23 protein-coding genes are annotated in these 20,048 nt (G+C 64.0%); 5 read left to right on the top strand and 18 right to left on the bottom strand.

The window, feature by feature from the left end:
• Positions 1-29: 29 nt before the first annotated feature.
• From AC3RCP_RS22385 to soxR, 10 genes are all read right to left on the bottom strand, one after another.
• Entirely contained in the window at positions 30-1,016 is a 987-nt protein-coding gene (locus tag AC3RCP_RS22385) for a metal ABC transporter solute-binding protein, Zn/Mn family (protein WP_492571784.1), read from the bottom strand.
• Positions 1,017-1,916 (bottom strand): metal ABC transporter permease, encoded by a 900-nt coding sequence (locus tag AC3RCP_RS22380; protein WP_085531635.1) that lies wholly within the window; start codon positions 1,914-1,916, stop codon positions 1,017-1,019.
• Positions 1,916-2,671, bottom strand: coding sequence for a metal ABC transporter ATP-binding protein (locus tag AC3RCP_RS22375; RefSeq protein ID WP_007930424.1), 756 nt, complete (start codon positions 2,669-2,671; stop codon positions 1,916-1,918). Before AC3RCP_RS22375 ends, AC3RCP_RS22380 begins: the two co-directional genes overlap by 1 nt.
• Positions 2,668-3,597, bottom strand: coding sequence for a metal ABC transporter substrate-binding protein (locus AC3RCP_RS22370; protein WP_007930423.1), 930 nt, complete (start codon positions 3,595-3,597; stop codon positions 2,668-2,670). Before AC3RCP_RS22370 ends, AC3RCP_RS22375 begins: the two co-directional genes overlap by 4 nt.
• A gap of 34 nt (positions 3,598-3,631) precedes the next feature.
• Positions 3,632-4,204: a DUF6162 family protein gene (locus AC3RCP_RS22365; protein WP_492571783.1), complete on the bottom strand. Its 573-nt coding sequence runs from the start codon at positions 4,202-4,204 to the stop codon at positions 3,632-3,634.
• Complete coding sequence (locus tag AC3RCP_RS22360; protein WP_492571782.1) at positions 4,201-4,545, bottom strand: hypothetical protein; 345 nt, start codon at positions 4,543-4,545, stop codon at positions 4,201-4,203. The genes AC3RCP_RS22365 and AC3RCP_RS22360 overlap by 4 nt, the downstream gene beginning before the upstream one ends.
• The gene (locus tag AC3RCP_RS22355; protein ID WP_492571845.1) at positions 4,542-5,063 is read right to left on the bottom strand and encodes a PA2404 family protein; all 522 of its coding nucleotides are present in this window, start codon (positions 5,061-5,063) and stop codon (positions 4,542-4,544) included. The genes AC3RCP_RS22360 and AC3RCP_RS22355 overlap by 4 nt, the downstream gene beginning before the upstream one ends.
• A 17-nt stretch (positions 5,064-5,080) precedes the next feature.
• On the bottom strand, positions 5,081-6,292 hold the full coding sequence (locus AC3RCP_RS22350) for a PepSY-associated TM helix domain-containing protein (RefSeq protein WP_492571781.1): 1,212 nt from the start codon (positions 6,290-6,292) through the stop codon (positions 5,081-5,083).
• Positions 6,293-6,577: 285 nt separating this feature from the next.
• Positions 6,578-7,039, bottom strand: a complete 462-nt coding sequence (locus AC3RCP_RS22345; RefSeq protein WP_274304217.1) for a VOC family protein — start codon at positions 7,037-7,039, stop codon at positions 6,578-6,580.
• Positions 7,040-7,232: 193 nt separating this feature from the next.
• Positions 7,233-7,688, bottom strand: a complete 456-nt coding sequence (soxR, locus tag AC3RCP_RS22340; RefSeq protein WP_007930416.1) for a redox-sensitive transcriptional activator SoxR — start codon at positions 7,686-7,688, stop codon at positions 7,233-7,235.
• 118 nt (positions 7,689-7,806) lie between these two features.
• Here soxR and AC3RCP_RS22335 point away from each other — a divergent pair, with 118 nt between their 5' ends.
• Complete coding sequence (locus tag AC3RCP_RS22335) at positions 7,807-8,172, top strand: antibiotic biosynthesis monooxygenase (RefSeq protein WP_007930415.1); 366 nt, start codon at positions 7,807-7,809, stop codon at positions 8,170-8,172.
• Here AC3RCP_RS22335 and AC3RCP_RS22330 read toward each other — a convergent pair.
• From AC3RCP_RS22330 to msuE, 4 genes are all read right to left on the bottom strand, one after another.
• Complete coding sequence (locus tag AC3RCP_RS22330; RefSeq protein WP_053262107.1) at positions 8,169-9,275, bottom strand: sigma-54 interaction domain-containing protein; 1,107 nt, start codon at positions 9,273-9,275, stop codon at positions 8,169-8,171. The genes AC3RCP_RS22335 and AC3RCP_RS22330 overlap by 4 nt on opposite strands.
• A 23-nt stretch (positions 9,276-9,298) precedes the next feature.
• The gene (locus tag AC3RCP_RS22325; protein WP_007930413.1) at positions 9,299-10,486 is read right to left on the bottom strand and encodes an acyl-CoA dehydrogenase family protein; all 1,188 of its coding nucleotides are present in this window, start codon (positions 10,484-10,486) and stop codon (positions 9,299-9,301) included.
• A 197-nt stretch (positions 10,487-10,683) separates the two neighbouring features.
• Positions 10,684-11,835: an FMNH2-dependent alkanesulfonate monooxygenase gene (ssuD, locus tag AC3RCP_RS22320; protein WP_101338666.1), complete on the bottom strand. Its 1,152-nt coding sequence runs from the start codon at positions 11,833-11,835 to the stop codon at positions 10,684-10,686.
• Positions 11,836-11,844: 9 nt separating this feature from the next.
• Entirely contained in the window at positions 11,845-12,408 is a 564-nt protein-coding gene (gene msuE / locus AC3RCP_RS22315) for an FMN reductase (protein WP_007930411.1), read from the bottom strand.
• 401 nt (positions 12,409-12,809) lie between these two features.
• On the opposite strand from msuE, the gene AC3RCP_RS22310 reads away from it, so the two are divergent.
• The 3 genes from AC3RCP_RS22310 to AC3RCP_RS22300 all read left to right on the top strand — a co-directional run bounded on the left by AC3RCP_RS22310 (position 12,810) and on the right by AC3RCP_RS22300 (position 16,431).
• Positions 12,810-13,076, top strand: a complete 267-nt coding sequence (locus AC3RCP_RS22310; RefSeq protein ID WP_009044883.1) for a hypothetical protein — start codon at positions 12,810-12,812, stop codon at positions 13,074-13,076.
• A 321-nt stretch (positions 13,077-13,397) separates the two neighbouring features.
• Positions 13,398-14,567: a cysteine desulfurase family protein gene (locus AC3RCP_RS22305; RefSeq protein WP_101338665.1), complete on the top strand. Its 1,170-nt coding sequence runs from the start codon at positions 13,398-13,400 to the stop codon at positions 14,565-14,567.
• Positions 14,568-14,622: 55 nt separating this feature from the next.
• Positions 14,623-16,431, top strand: coding sequence for an aminopeptidase P family protein (locus tag AC3RCP_RS22300; RefSeq protein WP_492571780.1), 1,809 nt, complete (start codon positions 14,623-14,625; stop codon positions 16,429-16,431).
• A gap of 69 nt (positions 16,432-16,500) precedes the next feature.
• Here AC3RCP_RS22300 and AC3RCP_RS22295 read toward each other — a convergent pair whose 3' ends face one another.
• Together AC3RCP_RS22295 and AC3RCP_RS22290 are read right to left on the bottom strand one after the other, a co-directional pair.
• Positions 16,501-17,091: a 2-hydroxychromene-2-carboxylate isomerase gene (locus AC3RCP_RS22295; RefSeq protein WP_101338663.1), complete on the bottom strand. Its 591-nt coding sequence runs from the start codon at positions 17,089-17,091 to the stop codon at positions 16,501-16,503.
• A 36-nt stretch (positions 17,092-17,127) separates the two neighbouring features.
• On the bottom strand, positions 17,128-17,868 hold the full coding sequence (locus AC3RCP_RS22290) for an SDR family oxidoreductase (RefSeq protein ID WP_101338662.1): 741 nt from the start codon (positions 17,866-17,868) through the stop codon (positions 17,128-17,130).
• A gap of 93 nt (positions 17,869-17,961) precedes the next feature.
• Here AC3RCP_RS22290 and AC3RCP_RS22285 point away from each other — a divergent pair, with 93 nt between their 5' ends.
• A complete protein-coding gene (locus AC3RCP_RS22285; RefSeq protein ID WP_101338661.1) occupies positions 17,962-18,531 on the top strand; it encodes a TetR/AcrR family transcriptional regulator in 570 nt (189 codons plus the stop codon).
• 11 nt (positions 18,532-18,542) lie between these two features.
• Here the strand turns inward: AC3RCP_RS22285 and AC3RCP_RS22280 are convergent, their stop codons facing one another.
• Both AC3RCP_RS22280 and rhtA read right to left on the bottom strand, forming a co-directional pair.
• On the bottom strand, positions 18,543-18,824 hold the full coding sequence (locus AC3RCP_RS22280; protein WP_007930399.1) for a hypothetical protein: 282 nt from the start codon (positions 18,822-18,824) through the stop codon (positions 18,543-18,545).
• A gap of 169 nt (positions 18,825-18,993) precedes the next feature.
• Entirely contained in the window at positions 18,994-19,881 is an 888-nt protein-coding gene (rhtA, locus tag AC3RCP_RS22275; protein WP_007930397.1) for a threonine/homoserine exporter RhtA, read from the bottom strand.
• Between the last annotated feature and the right edge of the window lie 167 nt (positions 19,882-20,048).

Here is a 20,048-nt window from a genome sequence, read left to right as displayed (position 1 = left end):
AAGCTCGCTCCTACAGAGGGAGTGGCGGGTCAGGTTTTCGGGGCGAGGGCACTGGTGATCTGGCCGATGCTGTTCTCCAACTCCGCCAGCGGGTCGGCGCTGTCGGTTTGCAGCACCAGCAGCTGGCTGCCGGCGGCGCTGATGGCGGCCTTGATCGCGTCGGACGGCTGGCGGTGATGCAGGACGATGGCCACGTCGTTGTCCTTGAGCCGGGTTTGCAGTTGCTGCAGGGCTTCGGGCGTCCACTCGTTGTCGGCGCGGGCGTCGACCTCCAGCAGCTCCAGGTTGAGCCCGCTGACCAGGTAACCGAAGTGGTCGCTGAGGCTGAGCACACTGAGGTTGTCGGCATTGGCCAGTTGCCCCTCGCTATCGGCGCTGAGCTTGAGCAGGCGTTGCTTGAGGCTGGCCAGGTTGGCGTCGATCTTCGGCTTGGCGGCGGGGGCCAGGCGCACCAGGTCGGCGGCCAGCACATCGGCCATGCGTCCCAGGTTATTGCTCGACAGCCACGGCTGGCTGTTCAGGCCGTCGCTCTTGCCGGGCTGCAGGGCGACCCCGGGCAGGGCGCCATCCACCGGGCGCGCGGCATCGACTTCGACGATGCGGATGTTGCTGCGCCGCGCATTGGGGTACAGCGGGTCGTCCGGCCAGATCGAGCGCAGGCCGATCACCGCGTCGGCGTCGAGGGCCAGCTTATGCAGCGCCGGGGCGCCGCGACCGGTGAAGTAGGCAGTCTGGCGTGAGCCCGGCAGGTTGTCGGGGGCGGCGCGTTCGAGTCGCACATCGGTGCCTTGCAGCAGCCACTGGCCGAGGCCGAAGGTGATCGGTAGCGAGGCCAGCACGGTGAGCGGCTTGGGTGAGCTGGCGCTGTGCAGCGCCGTGGTGCCCAGGCTCTGGTTGGCGGTGACGCGCATCGGTTCGAAACGGTCCGGCTGGGCCAGGGCCGGCGCGCTGCCCAGCCCAGCGAGGGCCAGGGCCAAAGTCAGGGGGCGTGTCAGGTGATGTAATGAACTGTGCATTTATCCGATATTCCCTTTGAGGCTGGGGACAATGCCGCGGGCAACGGCGGCCAGGGCGAAGGCGACACCGGCCACCAGGATGATCGCGGCGCCGGAGGGGACGGGCAGGTCGAAGAGGATCGGCAGCAGGATGCCGCACAGGGTGCTGACCGTGGCGATCAGCACCGAGATCCAGAAAAAGCCCTTGAGCGATTGGCTCAACAGGCGCGCGGCCGCCGCCGGGATCACCAGCAGGGCGCCCACCAGGATCGCGCCTATGACTTTCACCGCGGCCACGGTGATCAGGGTCACCAGAATCACGAACAGGTAGTCCAGGGTTTTCACCGCGACACCGCGCACCGCCGCCAGTTGCGGGTTGAAGCTGGCGAGCATGATGCGGTTGTACAGCGGCAGGCTCAGGCCCATCACCAGGGCACCGACGATCAGCAGCACCAGCAGATCGTTGCCGTTGACCGTGAGCACCGAACCGAACAGCACGTTTTCCAGGATGTGCACGTTGATCTTGCCGGCGAGGATCAGCAGCAGGCTGGCGCCCAGGGCCAGGGACACCGACAGGAACACGCCGATCAGGGTGTCCGGCGCCAGGCCGGTGCGGTTGCGCAGGTAGTTGAGCAGGATGCCGAACAGCAGGCAGTAGCCGAACAGGCTGCCGTACGGGCCGGTGTAGGGTTCGCCGAGCAGGATGCCGATGGCCACGCCGGTCAGCGCCGCGTGGCCCACCGCTTCGGAGAAGAACGCGAAGCGCTTGACCACTACCAAAGTGCCTAACCCGCCCAGCACCGGGCCGATCAGCAAGCCGGCGAGCAGGGCGTTGACCACAAACCCATAGGCCAGGGCTTCTGGCAGGTAACCGGAGGAGGCCCAGCCCTGGATCATCAGACGAAAGGCTTCGTAACTCATCAGGCAACACTCCCGCTGACGATATCCGCGCTGCGCGGGTGGGTGGAAAACAGCGTCAGCAGGCGTTCCGGGGTCAGTGCCTGCTGCGGGTGGGCGTCGAACAGCACGCGGCGATGCAGGCCGGTGACCCGGTCCGCCAGGCGGCCGACCGCTTCCAGGTCGTGCTCGATCCACAGCAGGGTGATCCCGGCCTGGCGCCAGTCGCCGAGCAGGCGCTCGAAGACCTGGATGCCGGCTTCGTCGAGGGCCGACATCGGTTCGTCCAGCACCAGCAGTTGCGGCGCCGGGATCAGCCCCTGGGCCAGCAGCACCCGCTGGCGTTCGCCGCCGGACAGGGCGCCCATGCGCCGCTTGCGTTTGTCCTGCATGCCGACCCGCTCCAGGGCTTCGCCTATGGCCGCGGCGTAATGCCGGCTGAGGCCGAGGAAAGCCGGGCGGCGCTGGCACATGGCGGCCATGAAGTCGTCGACGGTCATTGGCAGGCCGCGGTCGAATTCCAGGGCTTGCGGCACATAGCCGATCACCCCCGGCTCGCCCGGCCATTGCAGGCGCAACTGGCCCTGGTGGGGCATCTGCCCGAGCAGGGTCTTGATCAGCGAGCTCTTGCCGCCGCCGTTGGGGCCGACCAGCGCATGCACGGTGCCGGGCTGCACCTTGAAGCTGACGTTGTCGAGGATGGTGGTGCGACCCAGGGTCAGGCTGACCTGGTCGAATTCGATGGACGGGCCGCGGGCCAGGCTGTGCAGGGCGGTCATGCGCCGGCCTCCTGGATCGCCCGGACCACGGTGTCGAGGTTGCCGGCCATTTCCTTCTCGTATTTCTCGGCGCTGTAGTCGCCGTAGGAAATGTGCGACAGCGGGTACAGCTTGACCCCGGACTCGCGCTGGATGGTGTCGACGTAGGTGGACGGGAAGTCCATCTCGGAGAAGATCACCTTGACGTCCAGTTCACGCAACTGGTCGATGGTCTTTTTCAACTGGCTCGGGCTGGGCTCGATGCCATGGGCCGGCTCGACCACGGCGGTGACTTCCAGGCCGAACTCGCGCAGCAGGTAATCGTAGGCGGCATGCACCGTGGCCACCCGCAGGTCGGCGTTGGGCGCCTTGGTCAGCTTGGCCAGGGCGTCGGCGCGCATCTGCCGCAGGCGTTTGCCGTAGGCGCGGGCGTTCTGGGTGTAGGTCTTGGCGTTGGCCGGGTCCATCTTGCCCAGCTCGCGGGCGATGTTGTTGACCTGGGCGATGGAGGCGCTGATGGACAGGAAGGTGTGCGGGTTGACCACTTTGCCGGCGCCGCGCGCGGCGATGCCGGTGGCGGCCAGCAGCGGCACGTTCTGATTGGCCTCGATCACCGGAATGTCCGGACGTTCGCTGGCCTCGATCATGCGGTCGGCGAAGTCGTCGTGGCCGACGCCATTGAGCACGATCACGTCCAGGGTGCCGATGCGCTTGATGTCTTCGGCGCGCGGTTCATAGGCGTGGGGGTTGAAGCCGGCGGGAATCAGCGGCACGACCTCGGCCTTGTCGCCGACGATGTTGGCCACGTAGCTGTAGTAGGGGTGCAGGGTGATGCCGATACGCAGACGCTTGGCCTGGTCGGCCGTGGCGAGAGGGCTGAGCAACAGGGCGAACAGGCTGACCAGCAGCACCCGCAGGAGCGGGCGGCGTTGAGATGAAATAGGCATGGGCTAGCGGTCTTCTCTCGGTGAATGCGTGGGTTCAGTGGCGATGCTGGCGGGTCACTCCGGCATCGAATTGCGCGACCACCTGCTGCCAGCCGGCACTGGTCAGGGCGGCGTCGCTGAGGTCGTTGGGGGCGGCGAGGGATGGGCCGCGGTTGAGCCAGATGTCCGGGGCGGCGGCCGGGTCGGCGGCGATGCGCATCAGGAAGGAGCCGGCCACTTGATTGTTCTGGCTGAGGCCGACATAGGCCTGTTGCCGCAGTTGCCAGGCATGCCCGCCACGGCTCACCGAACTGGCGTCCTGGGCAAAGGGCGCGAAACCTTCCTCGGCCAGTTGTTCGGGCGTCGGCAGGGCCTGGGCTTCTTCGCGCAGCAGGCGGATTTCGTCGAGGGTCACCCGCAGGTCGGCGTACAGGCCCTGTTCGCCGGCGGTGAGGTCGCGGCGGGCGTCCAGTTGCTGGCTGTCGATGCTCGCCATTTCGCTGGTTTCGCCGCGCCAGAGCACCACGGTGCCGGCCACGCTGAGGATCAACAGGCACAGCAGCAGGACGTAGAGGGTTTCATGGCCGGCACCGGCCGGGCGCACAACTTGGTGGGTGGAGGTGCTCATGGGGCCTCGATGTCGGCTTGGTCGATCTCGACCACGTGGCCGGGGCCGGCGTCGAACAGCACGTAGAACTCGGCGTCGGGTTTCTTGAAGGTCAGGGTGGAGTCGGCGCCCAGTTTGCCGGGCACCAGGATGGTTTCGTCGTAGCCGATCACGTCCAGGGTCACCCCCGGGGCGCCGCTGCCGTCGGAGAAACCGCCGGTGCAGCGGATCTGCTCGCCGTCGATCTGCTTGCACTCGCACATTGGGTTATGGGCCAGGGCGCCGCCGCTGAACAGGGCGCTGGCCAGCAGGAGTGTGCCGGCACCGAGCAGGCGCAGGCGGGCGGTGGGTACAGCAATCATGGTTTGCCTCCTTGTTGGTTCAGCCAGGCGAGGGTGGCCGGGGATGCCTGGCCCAGGGGGATGGCTGCCTGGTGCAGGCTGCCGTCCCAGCCTTCCATGGTGATCCACAGCTCGGCGTCGGCCTTGGTCTTTTGCGGAATGGGCAGGCTGGCCCCCATGCGGTACGGGGTGCCGAAGAAGATCACCCCGGCGGCGCGCAGGCTGCGGGGTTTGCCGATGCGCAGGTAGGTGGCCTTGACCTGGTCGATGCAGGCGTCGCACAGGGCGGCATTGAAGCCCTTCATATAACCGGCCGGCCCCTGGAGTTGCGGCGCTTGGTTGCGCAGTTCGGCCAGGCGCAGGCTCCAGGGCCCGACCTGCACCTCGCCCACCTCGCGTTCGCCCAGGCCGCTGTCGCCACGGGCCAGCGCCGCGTCGGCGAAGTACTTGGGCATGAAGCCGAGGGGGATCAGCAACAGCAGGATGTTCAGGTGGAAACGCCATTTCAGCCAGAACTGACGCAGGGGCGAAACCGGCATTGGGTTGTCTGTCTTGCTCACAGGTTGCCCTCCGGCGTGTCGCTGTGCAGGGCCGCAACCGGGCGCTGGGCGAGGATGGGGCGCGGTGTCTTGTGGCTGCGCTTGAGGGCCGCGGCGGTGGCCAGGGCGGTGCGCTTGGTCCAGATCAGCAGGCCGCTGAGCACCATCATGCTCAGCAGCAGGCCGAAGAAGCACCAGATCAGCTTGATCCAGATGCCGCCGAAATCACCGGTGTGCAGCGGACGCATGGATTCGGTGACGAACTCCAGGGCCGAGCGATGGGACAGCAGGTGTGTGGTATCCACCGAGCCGCTGTAAGGGTTGAGGTTGGCGGTCTGGTACATCAGCGGGTACCAGCCGCGGCCGCCAATGAACAGGTGGCTGTAGGCATTGCTCGGCAGCATGACGAAGCTGACCTCGAAGCCCGGTATCTGCTGGGTGGCGATGCGGATGGCTTCATCGACGCCGATCATCGGCGCCGGGCTGCCGTCGGCGGAGGTCGGCACGCTTTCGCGGGCGATCACCGGAACTATGGGTTCGCTGGAAAGGGTGATCTGGTTGTCGCCAAGAATCGCCTCGATCAGGAACCAGGTGCCGGTGATGGAGATCACCGCGATGAACCAGATCGACCAGATGCCGCTCAGGCGATGGAAGTCGCCCCAGAAAATCCGCGCGCCGTGGCGCAGGCGCAGGGTCGGCTTGAGGAAGCCCTTCCAGAACTTCTTGTAGACCACCAGGCCGGTGACCAGCGAGGCCAGCATCGGCAGGCCGAGCAGCGATACCAGGTACCAGCCCCAGCTGTAGCCGTTGGTGAAAGGCACCAGCCACCAGCCGTGCAGGGCGCGGGTGAAGGCCTGGAAGTTGAATTGCGGGCTGACGCCCTGGATGACGCCGGTGTACGGGTTGACATAGACCTCGACGGAACGGCCATCGGGGTAGCTGACGCCCACGGTCAGGGCGAAATGCGCTTCGTCGGGGGTGCTGATGCTTTCGACCAGGGTCTGCGGTTCGGCCTGCTTGATGGCTTTGACGATCTGGTCGTAGCTCAGCGGTTGGGCGTCGCCTGTGGGTTTGCTGGCGCGGATGTCGGGGTTGGCCAGCCAGACGATTTCCTGGCTGACCACGGCCAGGGTGCCGGTGACGCAAACTATCAGCACAAAGAACCAGATGGGCAGGGCCAGCCAGCTGTGAACGAGAAACCAGATTTTCGAGCGGGACTTCTTCGACATTGAGCACGCGTCTTGATTCGAGGAGTGGAGCCGCGGGCGGCTGGTAAGCCCGGAGAGAAACCCGCGGCGTAACCTTCGCCAACGCGACCTGCTGCATCTAATTAAGACGAATGAGAATCGTAAATCCCGAAAGACGATATGAAAGTAAATGTTTCCGCGCAACCAATGGCGTGCACAAGGCCCGCGCTGTGGGGCGTTGGGGGGGGCGCTATCGCGGGCCAGCCTCGCGCGCTTCTTCTGTAGGCGCGAGGCTTGCCCACGATCAACGGTTTTCAGGCACAGCACTTATCCCTGCTGTTTAAACATCTCCACGGCCCGCTGCTTGATCTGCTCTTCGCTCAGGTCTTCCTTGCGGGTGGCGAGAAACCACAGGTGGCCGAACGGGTCTTTGAGGGTGCCGCTGCGGTCGCCGTAGAACTGGTCCTTGACCTCGGACACCACCTGGCCACCAGCAGCGATGGCCTGGGCGAACTGTTTGTCGACATCGTTGACGTACAGGTGCAGGCCGACGGCGGGTGATTGGTCGGGATTGCTCAGTGGCCCTTGATCGCAGGGCGTTCCCAGCATGATCGGGCAGTCGCCGATGCGCAGCTCGGCATGGCCGACGCTGCCGTCGGGCATGTCCAGGCGCATGACCTGGATGGCGCCGAAGGCATTCTTGTAGAACTCGATAGCCTCGGCAGCCTGCGTAATCCCCAGGTAGGGCGTGATACTGGGGTAACCCTCGGGGATGGGTTTGACGCTCATCTCGGTTCTCCTTTCTTGTCATGGGTTTGTCGAAGTGAACCTGGCCGGTTTTCCGGTCGGTTCACTATAGGCTCGGGCAGTCCACAGTCTGGCTTGAACTGACGAGGTGTCCGCCTGGCAACAGTGAGCCAGCGATCAGGAGGAAGAGGTGCAGCCGCTGCCACAGGCTGCGGTCGGGCTGGGTGCCGCCCGCTCAGTCGGTTTCCAGCAATCGCGCGCCCGGGCCGCGCTCGCCCAGCTGATCGCCCTGGTTGCGCAGCGGGCAGTCTTGCATCGACAGGCACCCGCAGCCGATGCAGCCGTTGAGGCGGTCGCGCAGCAGGGTCAGTTGCTTGATCCGCTCATCCAGCTCCTGGCTCCACTGCTCGGACAGCCGCCTCCAGTCGGCGGCCGTCGGTGCGCGGTGGTCCGGTAGGCTGCGCAGGGCCTGGCCGATCTCGGCCAGGGGAATGCCCAGGCGCTGCGCCACCTTGATCAGCGCCACCCGGCGCAGCACTTCCCGAGGATAACGGCGCTGGTTGCCAGCGTTGCGGTTGCTCTTGATCAGCCCCTTGGTTTCATAGAAGTGCAGGGCGGTGACCGCTACGCCACTGCGGGCGGCCACTTGGCCGACGGTGAGTTCCTTGTGCACGGTTTCGGGGCTGGGCATGCAGCGCTCCTGCGGGTGGGGAATGAGCAAAAGTCGCTTGACCTTTACTTAACTGGAGGTTTTACCCTGCGGAACTTCGAATCACAAGATTCCGTTTATCCGTCAGTGGGGACTTGCCATGCACGCGTTTGCGCAAAACCGCAGCTTTACGCAATTGATCGAATTCGAAACCGAACCCCATCAACAATCCGGCCTGGTGTCGGCGCTGTCCGAGCAGACCGAACGCCTGGCCCAGGGCTACCCGGGTTTCCTGAGTGGCAGCGTGCAGGCCAGCGAGGACGGCCGGCGGGTGCTCAACTACCTGCAATGGCAAACCCGGGAAGCCGGCGAGGCGGCCTTCCAGAGTTTCGAGAAGGGCGAACAGGATTTCTGGCAACTGCTGCGTGCCTATCAGGCCAAGACCGTGACCTTCGGCTCGTTCCAGGTGGTGCGCAGCATCGAGCGCAGCCCGGACAACGCGTTGCACTGCCGTCTGGCCAGCTAGATCGACAGTTGCAGGGTGCGCTCGTGCTGGCCGGGTTTTTCCGGCGGGCGGCGCTTGTTCACCGCCAGTTCGCCGATCTTGATCAGCCGGGTGCGGGTGACGTTGCGGCTCAGGCCCAGCAGGTTGGCGGTGTGCACCTGGTTGTAATGGCTGAAGCGGTAGGCCGCGCGCAGCAGCGCGTCCTCGACCTTTTCATGCAGGGCGCCGGCCTGCTCTTCGAAGAGTTTGTGAAAGGCCCGCTCCAACAGGGCTTCGGCTGAGTCGTCATGGCTGTGGTGGCTGTCGTCCTGGCGCTCGATGCGCATGTTCGACAGGCGCAGGTCGTCGCGCTCGATCACGCCGTCGCGGCAGATCAGCAGGGTGTGGTGGATGACGTTTTCCAGTTCGCGGATATTGCCCGGCCAGCTGTAGCTGCGCAGCTTGTGCTCGGCCTCGCTGCTGATGGTCACGGCGCCGTAGCCCAGGCGCTGGCTGTAGGCTTCGATAAAGTGCCGGGTCAGCGGCAGGATGTCGCCGGGGCGCTCGCGCAACGGGCTCAGTTCCAGGCTGACGACGTCGAGGCGGTAGTACAGGTCCTCGCGAAAATGCCCGGCGTTGATGGCTTTCTCCAGTTGCACGTTGGTCGCCGCCAGCACCCGCACATCGATGGGAATGCTTTTGCGCGAACCCAGGCGCACCACTTCGCGTTCCTGCAGCACCCGCAGCAACTTCACCTGGATCGCCATCGGCAGGTCGCCGATTTCGTCGAGGAACAGGGTCCCGCCATTGGCCTCTTCGAACCAGCCGGCCTTGGCGCTCAGGGCCCCGGTGAAGGCGCCTTTTTCATGGCCGAACAGCTCGGCCTCCACCAGTGACTCGGAGAACGCGCCACAGTTCACCGCCACGAAGGGCCGGTTGCGCCGGGCGCTGAGGTTGTGGATATGGCGCGCCACCAGCTCCTTGCCGGTACCGGTTTCGCCGATGATCAACACGCTGGCCTCGCTCGGCGCGACCTGCTGCAGATGCGCCAGCAAGGCCTGGGATTTCGGGTCTTCGAACACCTGGGCGGTGGCCCGGATCGAGGTGGCCAGGGCCGGCGAGGGCGGTAGGGTCAAAAGCTGCATGGACAAGCTCCGGGAACAGAAGGCTAGGAATAGAAAGTCGGGGTCGGCAGGGACTGGTTCAGGGCCCAGTCACCCAACTCATGGAGTTTGTAATCCACCGGGTCGTGCAGGGTTTGCGTGCGCAGGTTGCGCCAATGCCGGTCCAGGCGCAGGGAGGCGTGGGTGGAGCGGGCGCCGGTGACCTCGAACAGGCGGCTGCACAGCTCCAGGCCCTGGCGCGTGGTGGCGACCTTGGCGGTGGCGATGGCCGTGGCCAGGTGGCCGCGTTCTTCGGCGCTCAGGTTCGGCCCCTTGGCCCAGGCCTTGTCCAGCAGCTCCGCGGCGCGCTCCACCAACAGGCGCATGCCTTCCAGGGCCACCCAGAAATCCCCGTAATGACCCAGCACATAAGGGTCCTGATAGGCCTCCTGCGCGCTGGACTTATGCCAGGGCCGGGTTTCGGTGAGGGTGTATTGGCGAGCTTCTTCAAAAGCCCCTTCGGCGATGCCGAGGAACATGTGGGTGAAGGTCAGTTGGGCGATCAGTGGGCGCAGGCAGGCGAAGGGCGTGCTCAAGGGCCCCGGGTCCAGCAGCAGTTCCGATTCCTCGACCCGCACCCGCTCGAAGCTGGCGCTGCCGCTATCGGTCTGGCGCTGGCCCATGTTGTTCCAGTCGTTGTGCAGGGTGATGCCGCTGCGGCCGCTGGGAATGGCGGCAATCAGCAGCTTGCCGCCGTTGCTTTCGTCGACCGCCGAGGCGATGAGCATTTCCGAATCGCTGGCGCCGGAGCAGAAGCTCTTCTTGCCGGAGAACTCGCGCCAGCCGCCGAGGTTCTTCACCACGGTACGGGTGTCCAGCGGGTTGAGGGCGTTGCCCCAGAACCAGTTCTTGCGCGCGGTCTGTTCGAACCAGGGTTGCCATTGTTCCGGGCGGGCGAACAGGCGCACGGTGGCCAGCATCAGGTGGTGGAAGCCGAAGACGTGGGCGATGGAGCTGTCGACCTTGGCGAACTCGCGGACGATGTTCAGGGTCTCGCTCCAGCTGGCGCCGAGGCCGCCGTACTGGGTGGGAATGCTCAGGGCCAGCAGGCCGCTCTGGCGCAGGGCGTCGCGCTGGGCTTTCGGGGTACCGCCGCGTTCGTCACGTTCGACGGCGGTCAGGGCAAACTCGGCCGCCAGCTGGCGGGCGGTCTGCAAGGGGGACAACAAGGCGCTTTGCGGCTTGGCAGTCACGCGGTGTTCCTCGTTCGGGGCCGGTTATTGGGCCGTGAAATCGGTGGGGCTGTGAAGCGAGCGCGGGGCGCTCGATCGCGAGCAAGCTTGTTCCTACAGGGTGCAGGTGGTTTCTGTAGGAGCAGGGGGGGGGCGCCCAGTTCTTGCCCGCGATAGCGTTCCGGCAGGCGACCCATGGCATGGGGTCGCCATGCTGGTTAGCCTCCAGCCGCTTTTTTGCTCGGCAGCACGTCATTGGCGATCATTTCGCCGAACGGCCCGGTGAGGTTGGTCACGCCACGTCCGGCCAGGCTGGCGTAGGGTTCCGGCAGCAGCGGGAACACCAGTTCGGCAAAGCGGTAGGCTTCTTCCAGGTGCGGGTAGCCGGAGAAAATGAAGCTCTCGATCCCCAGGTCCGCGTATTCCTTGATCCGCGCCGCCACCTGCTCGGGGTTGCCCACCAGCGCGGTGCCGGCGCCGCCACGTACCAGGCCGACGCCGGCCCAGAGGTTGGGGGCAATTTCCAGATTGTCGCGCCGCCCGTCGTGCAAGGCGGCCATGCGCCGCTGGCCCTCGGAATCGAAGCGCGAGAAGGATTGCTGCGCGGCGGCGATGGTGTCGTCGCTGATGTGTTCGATCAGCTTGTCCGCGGCCTTCCAGGCCTCTTCCGCGGTTTCGCGAACGATCACATGCAGGCGGATGCCGAATTTCACCGTGCGGCCATGGCGGGCGGCCCGCTCACGCACATCGGCGAGTTTCTCGGCGACCGCGGCCGGTGGTTCGCCCCAGGTCAGGTACACGTCCACCTGTTCGGCGGCGAGGTCATGGGCGGCGTCCGAGGACCCGCCGAAATACAGCGGCGGGTAAGGCTTCTGCACTGGCGGGTACAGGGCCTTGGCGTTCTGCACATGCAGGTGCTTGCCTTCGAAGTCCACGGCTTCGCCTTGCAGCACCCGGCGCCAGATCCTCAGGAATTCGTCGGTGACCTCATAGCGCTCGCTGTGGCTGAGGAAGCTGCCGTCGCCGCGGTTCTCGTCGGGGTCGCCGCCGGTCACCACGTTGATCAGCAGGCGGCCGTTGGACAGCCGGTCGAGGGTGGCGGCCATGCGCGCCGAGACGGTCGGCGAGATGATCCCCGGGCGGATCGCCACCAGGTAGCGCAGGCGTTCGGTCAGGGGCACCAGCGCCGAGGCGATCACCCAGGAGTCTTCGCACGAACGCCCGGTGGGGATCAGTACGCCGTGATAGCCCAGGCTGTCCGCGGCCTGGGCCACTTGCTTGAGGTAGTTGAGGGTGACCGGGCGCGCGCCCTGGGTGGTGCCCAGGTAATGGCCGTCGCCGTGAGTCGGAAGAAACCAGAAAACATCCATGACAGGTCCTTAAGCGATTTTCAGCAGATTTTTCGGATGCACGCCGAACAGTGGCGCGGCGCGTTCTGCCGCAAGGCGAATGCGGGCTTTCAAGGGCTCGCTGGTGATCTGGTAGTTGGCGAAGTCGGCCTCGGTGGCATAGACCCCGATGGGCAGGGTCAGGGCCTGGAAGAAACTGAACAGCGGCCGCAGCTGGTGATCCAGCACCAGGGCGTGACGTTCGCTGCCACCGGTGGCGGCCAGCAGCACCGGGGTGTCGATCAGCGCGTTGAGGTCGATCAGGTCGAACAGGTGCTTGAGCAGGCCCGGGTAGGAACCGCGGTACACGGGTGCTGCGACGATCAGCAGGTCGGCGCTTTCGATGGCTTGCAACTGCGCTTCGACTTCCGCCGCCAGCTCCTGGCGGGACAGGGCCGCGCCCAGGGGGCGGGCGATGTCGCCCAGTTCGATGAGTGTGCTCTCGATCGGCAATTGCCCCGCCAGTTCGGCGAGCAGCGCCTGGGTCAGCACCAGGGTGCGCGAGGGGCGCCAGGTTCCACCGGACAGGGCAACGACTTTTAATGGACGCGACATGATCAGTTCCTTTGTTGAACAGGGCTCAACGAGCAGTGAGTAGTCCCAGGGCTTGAGCAAGAGCTGTACCAGCGACGCAAAGCCTTGAGTGGCGGGGCTTGTGGCGCTGTTGCAGGAGCGGGCTGTTGTTGGGAAGACACTGTTTTGTTGATTGGCTGTTGCCTGGCGAACAGTTGCTCAGGCAACAGCAGGCGGCGCGATGGGCCTGTTATAAAGGCTTACTGATATTCCTAAAAAATACTTTATTTCCATATTTATAGGTCTTTTAGAAATATGTACGGCTGCAATGGGCTGCGATAGGGGGAATCGATAGCCACTATCGAGCGTGATGATTTCTGCCCCGGGAAGGGCGACGGTAGCCTGTGTCCATTGCCTCGCAGCCCAGATCCAGGAGCTTTGCCATGAACCGTTCGCTTGTCTTTTCCTTGCTTGTCGCCACTGCGGTGCTGGCCGGTTGTGCCAGCCAGCCGGGCCCGGAGTCGCGTCCCTATACCGCCGAGGAAACCCGCGAACTGGCGCTGGAAGCACTGAACCGGCGCGGGCTGTCCTTTGACGAATACCAACAGAAGAAGGCCGAGCTGCTTGCCCCGCAACGGACCTTCGGTTTCGACCGGCAGGGCGAAATGAACGCCGAGCACAGCGTGACCCTGCATGGCCGGGCCAGCTGATTTGTCGATCTGCCACGGCCTTGCCTGCGCAGGCTGACGGACTGCCGGTGAGCATCGGCAAAACCCTGTGATGATTTTCCCCGCCTTGCGCCTTGTTCTTCGGCCCCCTGGCCGAACCTCGCTTAACCCGGCTCCCGGAGCCTGTTAAGCTGCCCCTCGGGAGCGTTCCTACGCACTTTTAAATGAAGTTGTCCTTCTTTAACTGCATCCGATCGGGTATTGCTGACGGTCTGCCATTTTTGCGTTGCCGAAAGGGCGCGTATCAGCGTTCGGCACCGAGCGAACCTTGATCCTGGAACAGGCTCTGCGGGTATTTTTGCGATGAATAAACGTCCTCTCTATTTCGACTACGCCGCCACCACGCCGGTGGATGAGCGAGTCATTCAGGTGATGGTGGAATGTCTGGGGTTCAACGGTAACTTCGGCAATCCGGCGTCCAGTTCCCACGCCTTCGGCCAACAGGCCCGGCGCAGCGTCGAGCTGGCGCGCCAGCAGGTCGCCCAACTGGTGGGCGCGGCGCCCGAGCAGATCGTCTGGACCTCCGGCGCCACCGAATCCAACAACCTGGCGCTCAAGGGCGTGGCCCAGGCCCGGGGCATCTCCGGCGGGCACATCATCACCAGCCAGATCGAGCACAAGGCCATTCTCGACACCGCCAGCCAGTTGCAGGCTGCCGGCGTGGCGGTGACTTACCTGATGCCGGACAGCGACGGGCTGATCACGCCCGAGGCGGTCAGCGAGGCCCTGCGCGACGACACCTTCCTGGTGTCGCTGATGCTGGTCAATAACGAACTGGGCACGCTCAACGACATCCCGGGCATTGGCCGTGTGGTCCGTGAGCGCGGGGCGCTGCTGCATGTCGACGCGGCCCAGGGCGCGGGCAAGGTGGCGATCGACCTGGCGCAGTGGCCGGTGGACCTGATGTCCTTTTCCGCCCACAAGATTTACGGCCCCAAGGGCATCGGCGCGCTCTACGTCGGCCCGCGCGCGCAGCAGCGCTTGCAGGCGCAGATCCACGGCGGCGGCCATGAAGGCGGCTTGCGCTCCGGGACGCTCGCGACCCATCAGATTGCCGCCATGGGCGCCGCCTTTGCCCTGGCCGCCGAACATTTCGACGAAGAAGCGGCGACCATCGCCCGTCTGCGCGAGCGTCTGCTCGAACAATTGGCCGACGTGCCGGGGCTGCGCCTGAACGGCAGCCCGGCCCAGCGCATTCCCCACACCTTGAGCCTCACCTTCGGTGAAGGGGCGTTCAACCCGGCGGCCCTGAGTGCCTCCATCGCGTTTTCCGCGACCTCGGCCTGCAACTCGGCGAGCAATGCGCCGTCCCATGTGTTGCTGGCGTTGGGGCTCGACGCCCGGGCGGCGGGGCGGACCATCCGCCTGAGCCTGGGGCGTTTCACCACCGAGCAGGACATCGATCAGGCCGTCCAGCTGATCAAGGCTTCATCCGCCAGTGCACCGGCGTTCTGGGCGGTTGCCCAACCCTGAGGGTCGATGCCCTCGGTATCCAATAACAATGATTGACCTGGTAGCAGGAGACACAATGAGTACGCAGCCCTTGACCAATGGAGTGGTCCCCCAGCGCCTGGCGCGCACCCGCGAGCTGATGAACCGCGAGGGCATTCATGCCCTGCTGGTGCCGTCGGCCGACCCGCACCTGTCGGAGTACCTGCCCGGTTACTGGCAAGGCCGGCAGTGGCTGTCGGGTTTTCACGGTTCGGTCGGCACCCTGATCGTGACGGCGGATTTCGCCGGGGTCTGGGCCGATAGCCGTTATTGGGAGCAGGCGACCAAGGAACTCAAGGGCAGCGGCATCGAGTTGGTCAAACTGTTGCCGGGCCAGCCCGGCCCGTTGGACTGGCTGGCCGAGCAGATCCCGGAAGGGGGCGTGGTCGCGGTCGACGGCGCGGTGATGGCGCTGGCTTCGGCGCGTACCCTGGGCAACAAGCTGCAGGAGCGCGGTGCTCGCCTGCGCACCGATATCGATCTGCTGAACGAAGTCTGGAGCGACCGCCCGAGCCTGCCGGACCAGCCGATCTACCAGCATTTGCCGCCCCAGGCCACGGTCGACCGGGTCGAGAAGCTCGGCAAGCTGCGCGAAACCCTGAAAGAGCGAGGCGCGGACTGGCATTTCATCGCCACCCTCGACGACATCGCCTGGCTGTTCAACCTGCGCGGCGGTGACGTCTCGTTCAACCCGGTGTTCGTCTCTTTCGCCCTGATCAGCCAACAGCAGGCGACGCTGTTCGTGGCGCTGAGCAAAGTCGATGATGCCTTGCGTGCCGTGCTGGAACAGGACGGCATCACCCTGCGTGACTACAGCGAAGTGGCCGCGGCCCTGAGTGCGATTTCCGACGGCGCCAGCCTGCTGGTGGATCCGGCGCGGGTTACCGCCGGTTTGCTGGATAACCTTGGGGATGGTGTGACGCTGCTGGAAGGCCTGAATCCGACGACCTTGGCCAAGTCCCGTAAAAGCCTGGCTGATGCCGAGCATATCCGCCAGGCCATGGAGCAGGACGGTGCGGCGCTCTGCGAATTCTTCGCCTGGCTGGAATCGGCCTGGGGCCGTGAACGCATTACCGAGCTGACCATCGACGAGCACCTGACCGCGGCGCGCACCCGTCGCCCCGGTTACGTATCCCTGAGCTTCAACACCATCGCCGCGTTCAACGCCAATGGCGCGATGCCGCATTACCACGCCACCGAAGAAGAGCATGCGGTGATCGAAGGTGATGGCCTGCTGCTGATCGATTCCGGCGGCCAATACCTGGGCGGTACCACGGACATCACCCGCATGGTCCCGGTTGGTACCCCGAGCGCCGAGCAGAAGCGCGATTGCACGCGGGTGCTCAAGGGCGTGATCACCTTGTCCCGGGCGCAATTCCCGCGGGGCATCCTGTCGCCGTTGCTGGACGCCATCGCCCGCGCGCCGATCTGGGCCGAAGGCGTGGATTACGGGCACGGCACCGGTCATGGCGTGGGGTATTTCCTCAATGTCCACGAAGGCCCGCAAGTGATCGCCTATCAGGCGGCGCCAGCACCGCAAACCGCAATGCAGCCAGGGATGATCACCTCGATCGAGCCGGGTACTTATCGTCCGGGCCGTTGGGGCGTGCGCATCGAAAACCTGGCGATGAACCGTGAGGCAGGCACTACCGAATTCGGCGAGTTCCTCAAGTTCGAAACCCTGACCTTGTGCCCGATCGACAGCCGCTGCCTGGAACCTTCGCTGCTGACCCAGGACGAGCGTGAGTGGCTCAACGCCTACCACGCTGAAGTGCGTCGGCGCCTGAGTCCGCTGCTGCAGGGCGCGGCGCTGGAATGGCTGAATACCCGTACCGCAACTCTCTGAACGTGAATCGCGCTGCCAGCCTTGGGCTGGCAGCGCGAATGGCGTTGCTCGTCATATTGACGTCTTGGCTTAACTCAAGGCTTCTAGGACAAAGTCCAGGCGATCCTGGCCGAAGAACAACTGGTTATCGACGAACATGCTCGGCGCGCCAAACACGCCGCGCTGCAAGGCTTGTTCGGTCTTGTCCTTGAGGGCGTTCTTGACCTCTTCATCGTTGGTCAGGGCCAGCACCTCTTGCGGATCGAATCCCCCCTCACTGAGTACTGCCGCAACGGTGGCCTGATCGTTCAGGTTGCGCTTCTCGACCCAGAGTGCGCGAAACAGGCAGTCGATAAAGGCAATAAAACGCTGCGGGTGTCGCAGTTGTATGCCGGTCACCGCGCGCATCAGCAGCAGGGTGTTGATCGGGAAGTGCGGGTTGAATGCCAGTGGCACCTCATAACGTTTGGCATAACGCGCCAGGTCCTGAAGCATGTAGCGTCCTTTGGCGGGGATGCTGATCGGCGAGGCATTGCCCGTGACCTTGAACACGCCACCGAGCAACATGGGTTGATAAATCAGCTGGCTGCCTGTCTGGGCACAGATCTTTGGCAATTGGGTGTAGGCCAGGTAAGAGGTCGGACTGCCCAGGTCGAAAAAGAACTCGACGGTTTTGCTCATCGGTGATGCTCCCTTTTTGTTGTTGTGGCGCAGGGTTTACCAGCGTTCGTTCCAGGGCCGCAGATCCAGTTCGAAGGTCCAGGCATCCCGGGGCTGTCTGTGCAGATACCAGTAGTTGTCGGCGATGTGTTCGGGGTTGAGGATGCCGTCCTCATCCTTGAGCGCATACTTTTCCGGGAAACTGTTGCGGATGAAGTCCGTGTCGATGGCGCCATCGACCACCACATGAGCAACGTGGATATTCAACGGCCCCAGCTCCCGGGCCATGCTTTGCGCCAGTGCGCGAATGCCATGCTTGGCTCCGGCAAAGGCGGCAAACCCCGCAGCGCCGCGCAAGCCCGCGGTGGCGCCGGTGAACAGGATGGTCCCGCGTTTGCGAGTGACCATGCGTTTGGCCACTTCTCGCGCATTGAGGAAACCCGAGAAGCAGGCCATCTCCCAGATCTTGAAGTACTTGCGCGCTGTTTCTTCAAGGATGCTGCAGGGCACGTTGGCGCCGATATTGAACACCAGGGCTTCGATCGGACCGATCTCGCGCTCAATCTGTTCGATCAAGGCAATCACTTCTTCCTCTTTTCGAGCATCGCAGGCGAACCCATGGGCTTCGCCTCCCGATTGCTGGATGGCCTCCACCAGGGGCTGCAACTTGTCCGCGCTGCGTCGGGTGACACAGGCGACAAAACCTTCCCGGGCAAAACGCTTGGCAATTGCACCGCCTGTGGCATCGCCGGCTCCGACGACCAAAACGACTTTCTTGTTCTCTGTGGCTGTAGTCATGGTGGGATCGCTCTATTGGTAAACGGTCGTTAACTAAACGAACGTTATGCTACGATCCGCCGAGCGTCAAGGCGAAGAGAGGAGAGGGGCGTCATGCGTTATTCAGCCAGTCACAAGCAGGAAACCCGGGAACGGCTGCTGCAGAGCAGCGCGGTGTCAGCGAAAAAGGAAGGGTTTTCGACTGTGGGGGTCGATGGCCTGATGAAAGCGATCGGGCTGAGTGGTGGGGCCTTCTACAGCCACTTTTCATCCAAGGATGAGCTGTTCGGTTCTATTGTCGAACGTGAGCTGAGCCAGAGCCTTGAGCGTCTGGGGGGCGATGGTGAGCAAAGCCGGATGCGGCTTGAGCGCTGTCTCAAGCACTACTTGAGCATGGCGCATGTCGAGAGCCCTGAAACGGGCTGCGCCTTGCCAACCTTGGGCGCGGAAATCTCACGGGCGGACGAGGGGGTTCGACAGCAGGCGCAAGACTGGATTTGCCGTTTGCAGCAGAGTTGGGCGCGCACCCTGGGCAGCGACAGCCTGGCCTGGTCGATTCTGTCGCAATGTGTGGGGGCGTTGGTGGTGGCGCGAATGCTGGTCAGTCCGGACATTCAGCGCCAGGTCCTGAAGTCGAGCCATGACGAAATTGTTCGTCAATTGCCAATGCAGGATGTGCAGTAGGCAGGTGCTGCCTACTTGCAGATGACGATCATGCTGCGGCTGGTATAGCCGGCGGGATTCAGGCCGAAGGGATAGTCGCCCGGGTCCTCCACTGCATCTCCGGATTTGGCGATCACCTTGTAGCCTTTGGGGCCGCAGGAGGTAGCAGCGCTGGCGTAGCATTTGTCCCAGGAGGAGGACAGGCCGGAGCAGTTGATATGCAGGCCCTTCTTTCCGCGCTTGACCTCGGTTTTCGAAGTTGCGGCGCAACCTGCGATGGCCAGTACGGCTAACAGAATCAAAAAACGTTTCATTCCTGTCCCTATTGCTGATCCCGGATCTGTTGTCCGGGTTCGACTGCGTTAGCTGTCACTTTGGCGTCTGTGCGGTCCTTGTCTGAAAAATCCATGACTGGCGCTGAGTTACAGCGCCTAAACATGGCCTAATTGAGCGGCAAATACCAGAGCTATGTACAACCAGGAATCAATCCGCCGCTACCAAAGGTTTCGATTCGCTGCGCATGGTCAGGGTCGCACCCACTGACGCCAGGATGATGCAGGCAATAGCCAGCCACTGCGCGAGCGACAGGAATTCGTGGAGGAACAGCAGCCCGGACAAGGCACCAAAAGCTGGCTCGATACTCATCAGCGTGCCGAAGGTTCTCGCCGGCATTCGGGTCAGGGCGACCATCTCCAGGCTGTAGGGAAGGGCGGTGGAGAGAATGGCCACGCCGATGGCGATGGGGATCAGGCTGGGCGTCAGCAAGGCAGCCCCGGCATGCACGATGCCGATAGGCGCAACGAACAAGGCAGCAATCATCACGCCCAGCGCTGCAGTCTGGATGCCATTGTCGGCCCCGGCCTTTTGCCCGAACAGAATATAGAGCGCCCAGCACACCCCGGCTCCCAAGGCATAACCCGCGCCGATCAGGTCGATACCTGCGCTCGTATCGCTGGTTGGAATCAACAGCAGCAGACCGATAATCGCCAGGGCGATCCAGAGAAAGTCGATGGCTTTTCGCGAAGCATAAATGGCCACGGCCAGTGGGCCGGTGAATTCCAGGGCCACGGCGATTCCCAGAGGAACGCTGCGTAGCGACATATAGAAGAGAAAATTCATTCCACCCAGCGCCATGCCATAGACGATGACGGTGCGCAGGGACTTGGCGGTGAGCTTCGCGCGCCATGGGCGCAATAGCAGCAGCATGATGATGCTGGCGAAAATCAGGCGCAGTGTGGTGGTGCCCTGTGCGCCCACGATCGGGAACATGCTTTTGGCCAGTGAGGCGCCGGACTGGATGGACGCCATGGCAATAAGCAGCAGTCCCACCGGGAACAGGGTCGAGGCTAGGCTGCGGGGCTGGTCATTCATGGCAAGGCATCATCCGGGTCAAGAGGAGGGTTTGGTGCGCCGACATGATGCTCAACTAAAAACGCTTGAGCAATATATTGCTCATGATGTTTCTGCTCTTCTTATATAGAGAAGGATTCATCCGTTTTTGCAGGTTATTGATAGAAAAGACAAATTAGGGGTTGACG

This window comes from Pseudomonas sp. GW822-FHT05A08, assembly GCF_058800485.1.
The sequence above is the reverse complement of the archived record's forward strand: the minus strand, read 5'-3'. Positions and strand labels throughout refer to the sequence as shown.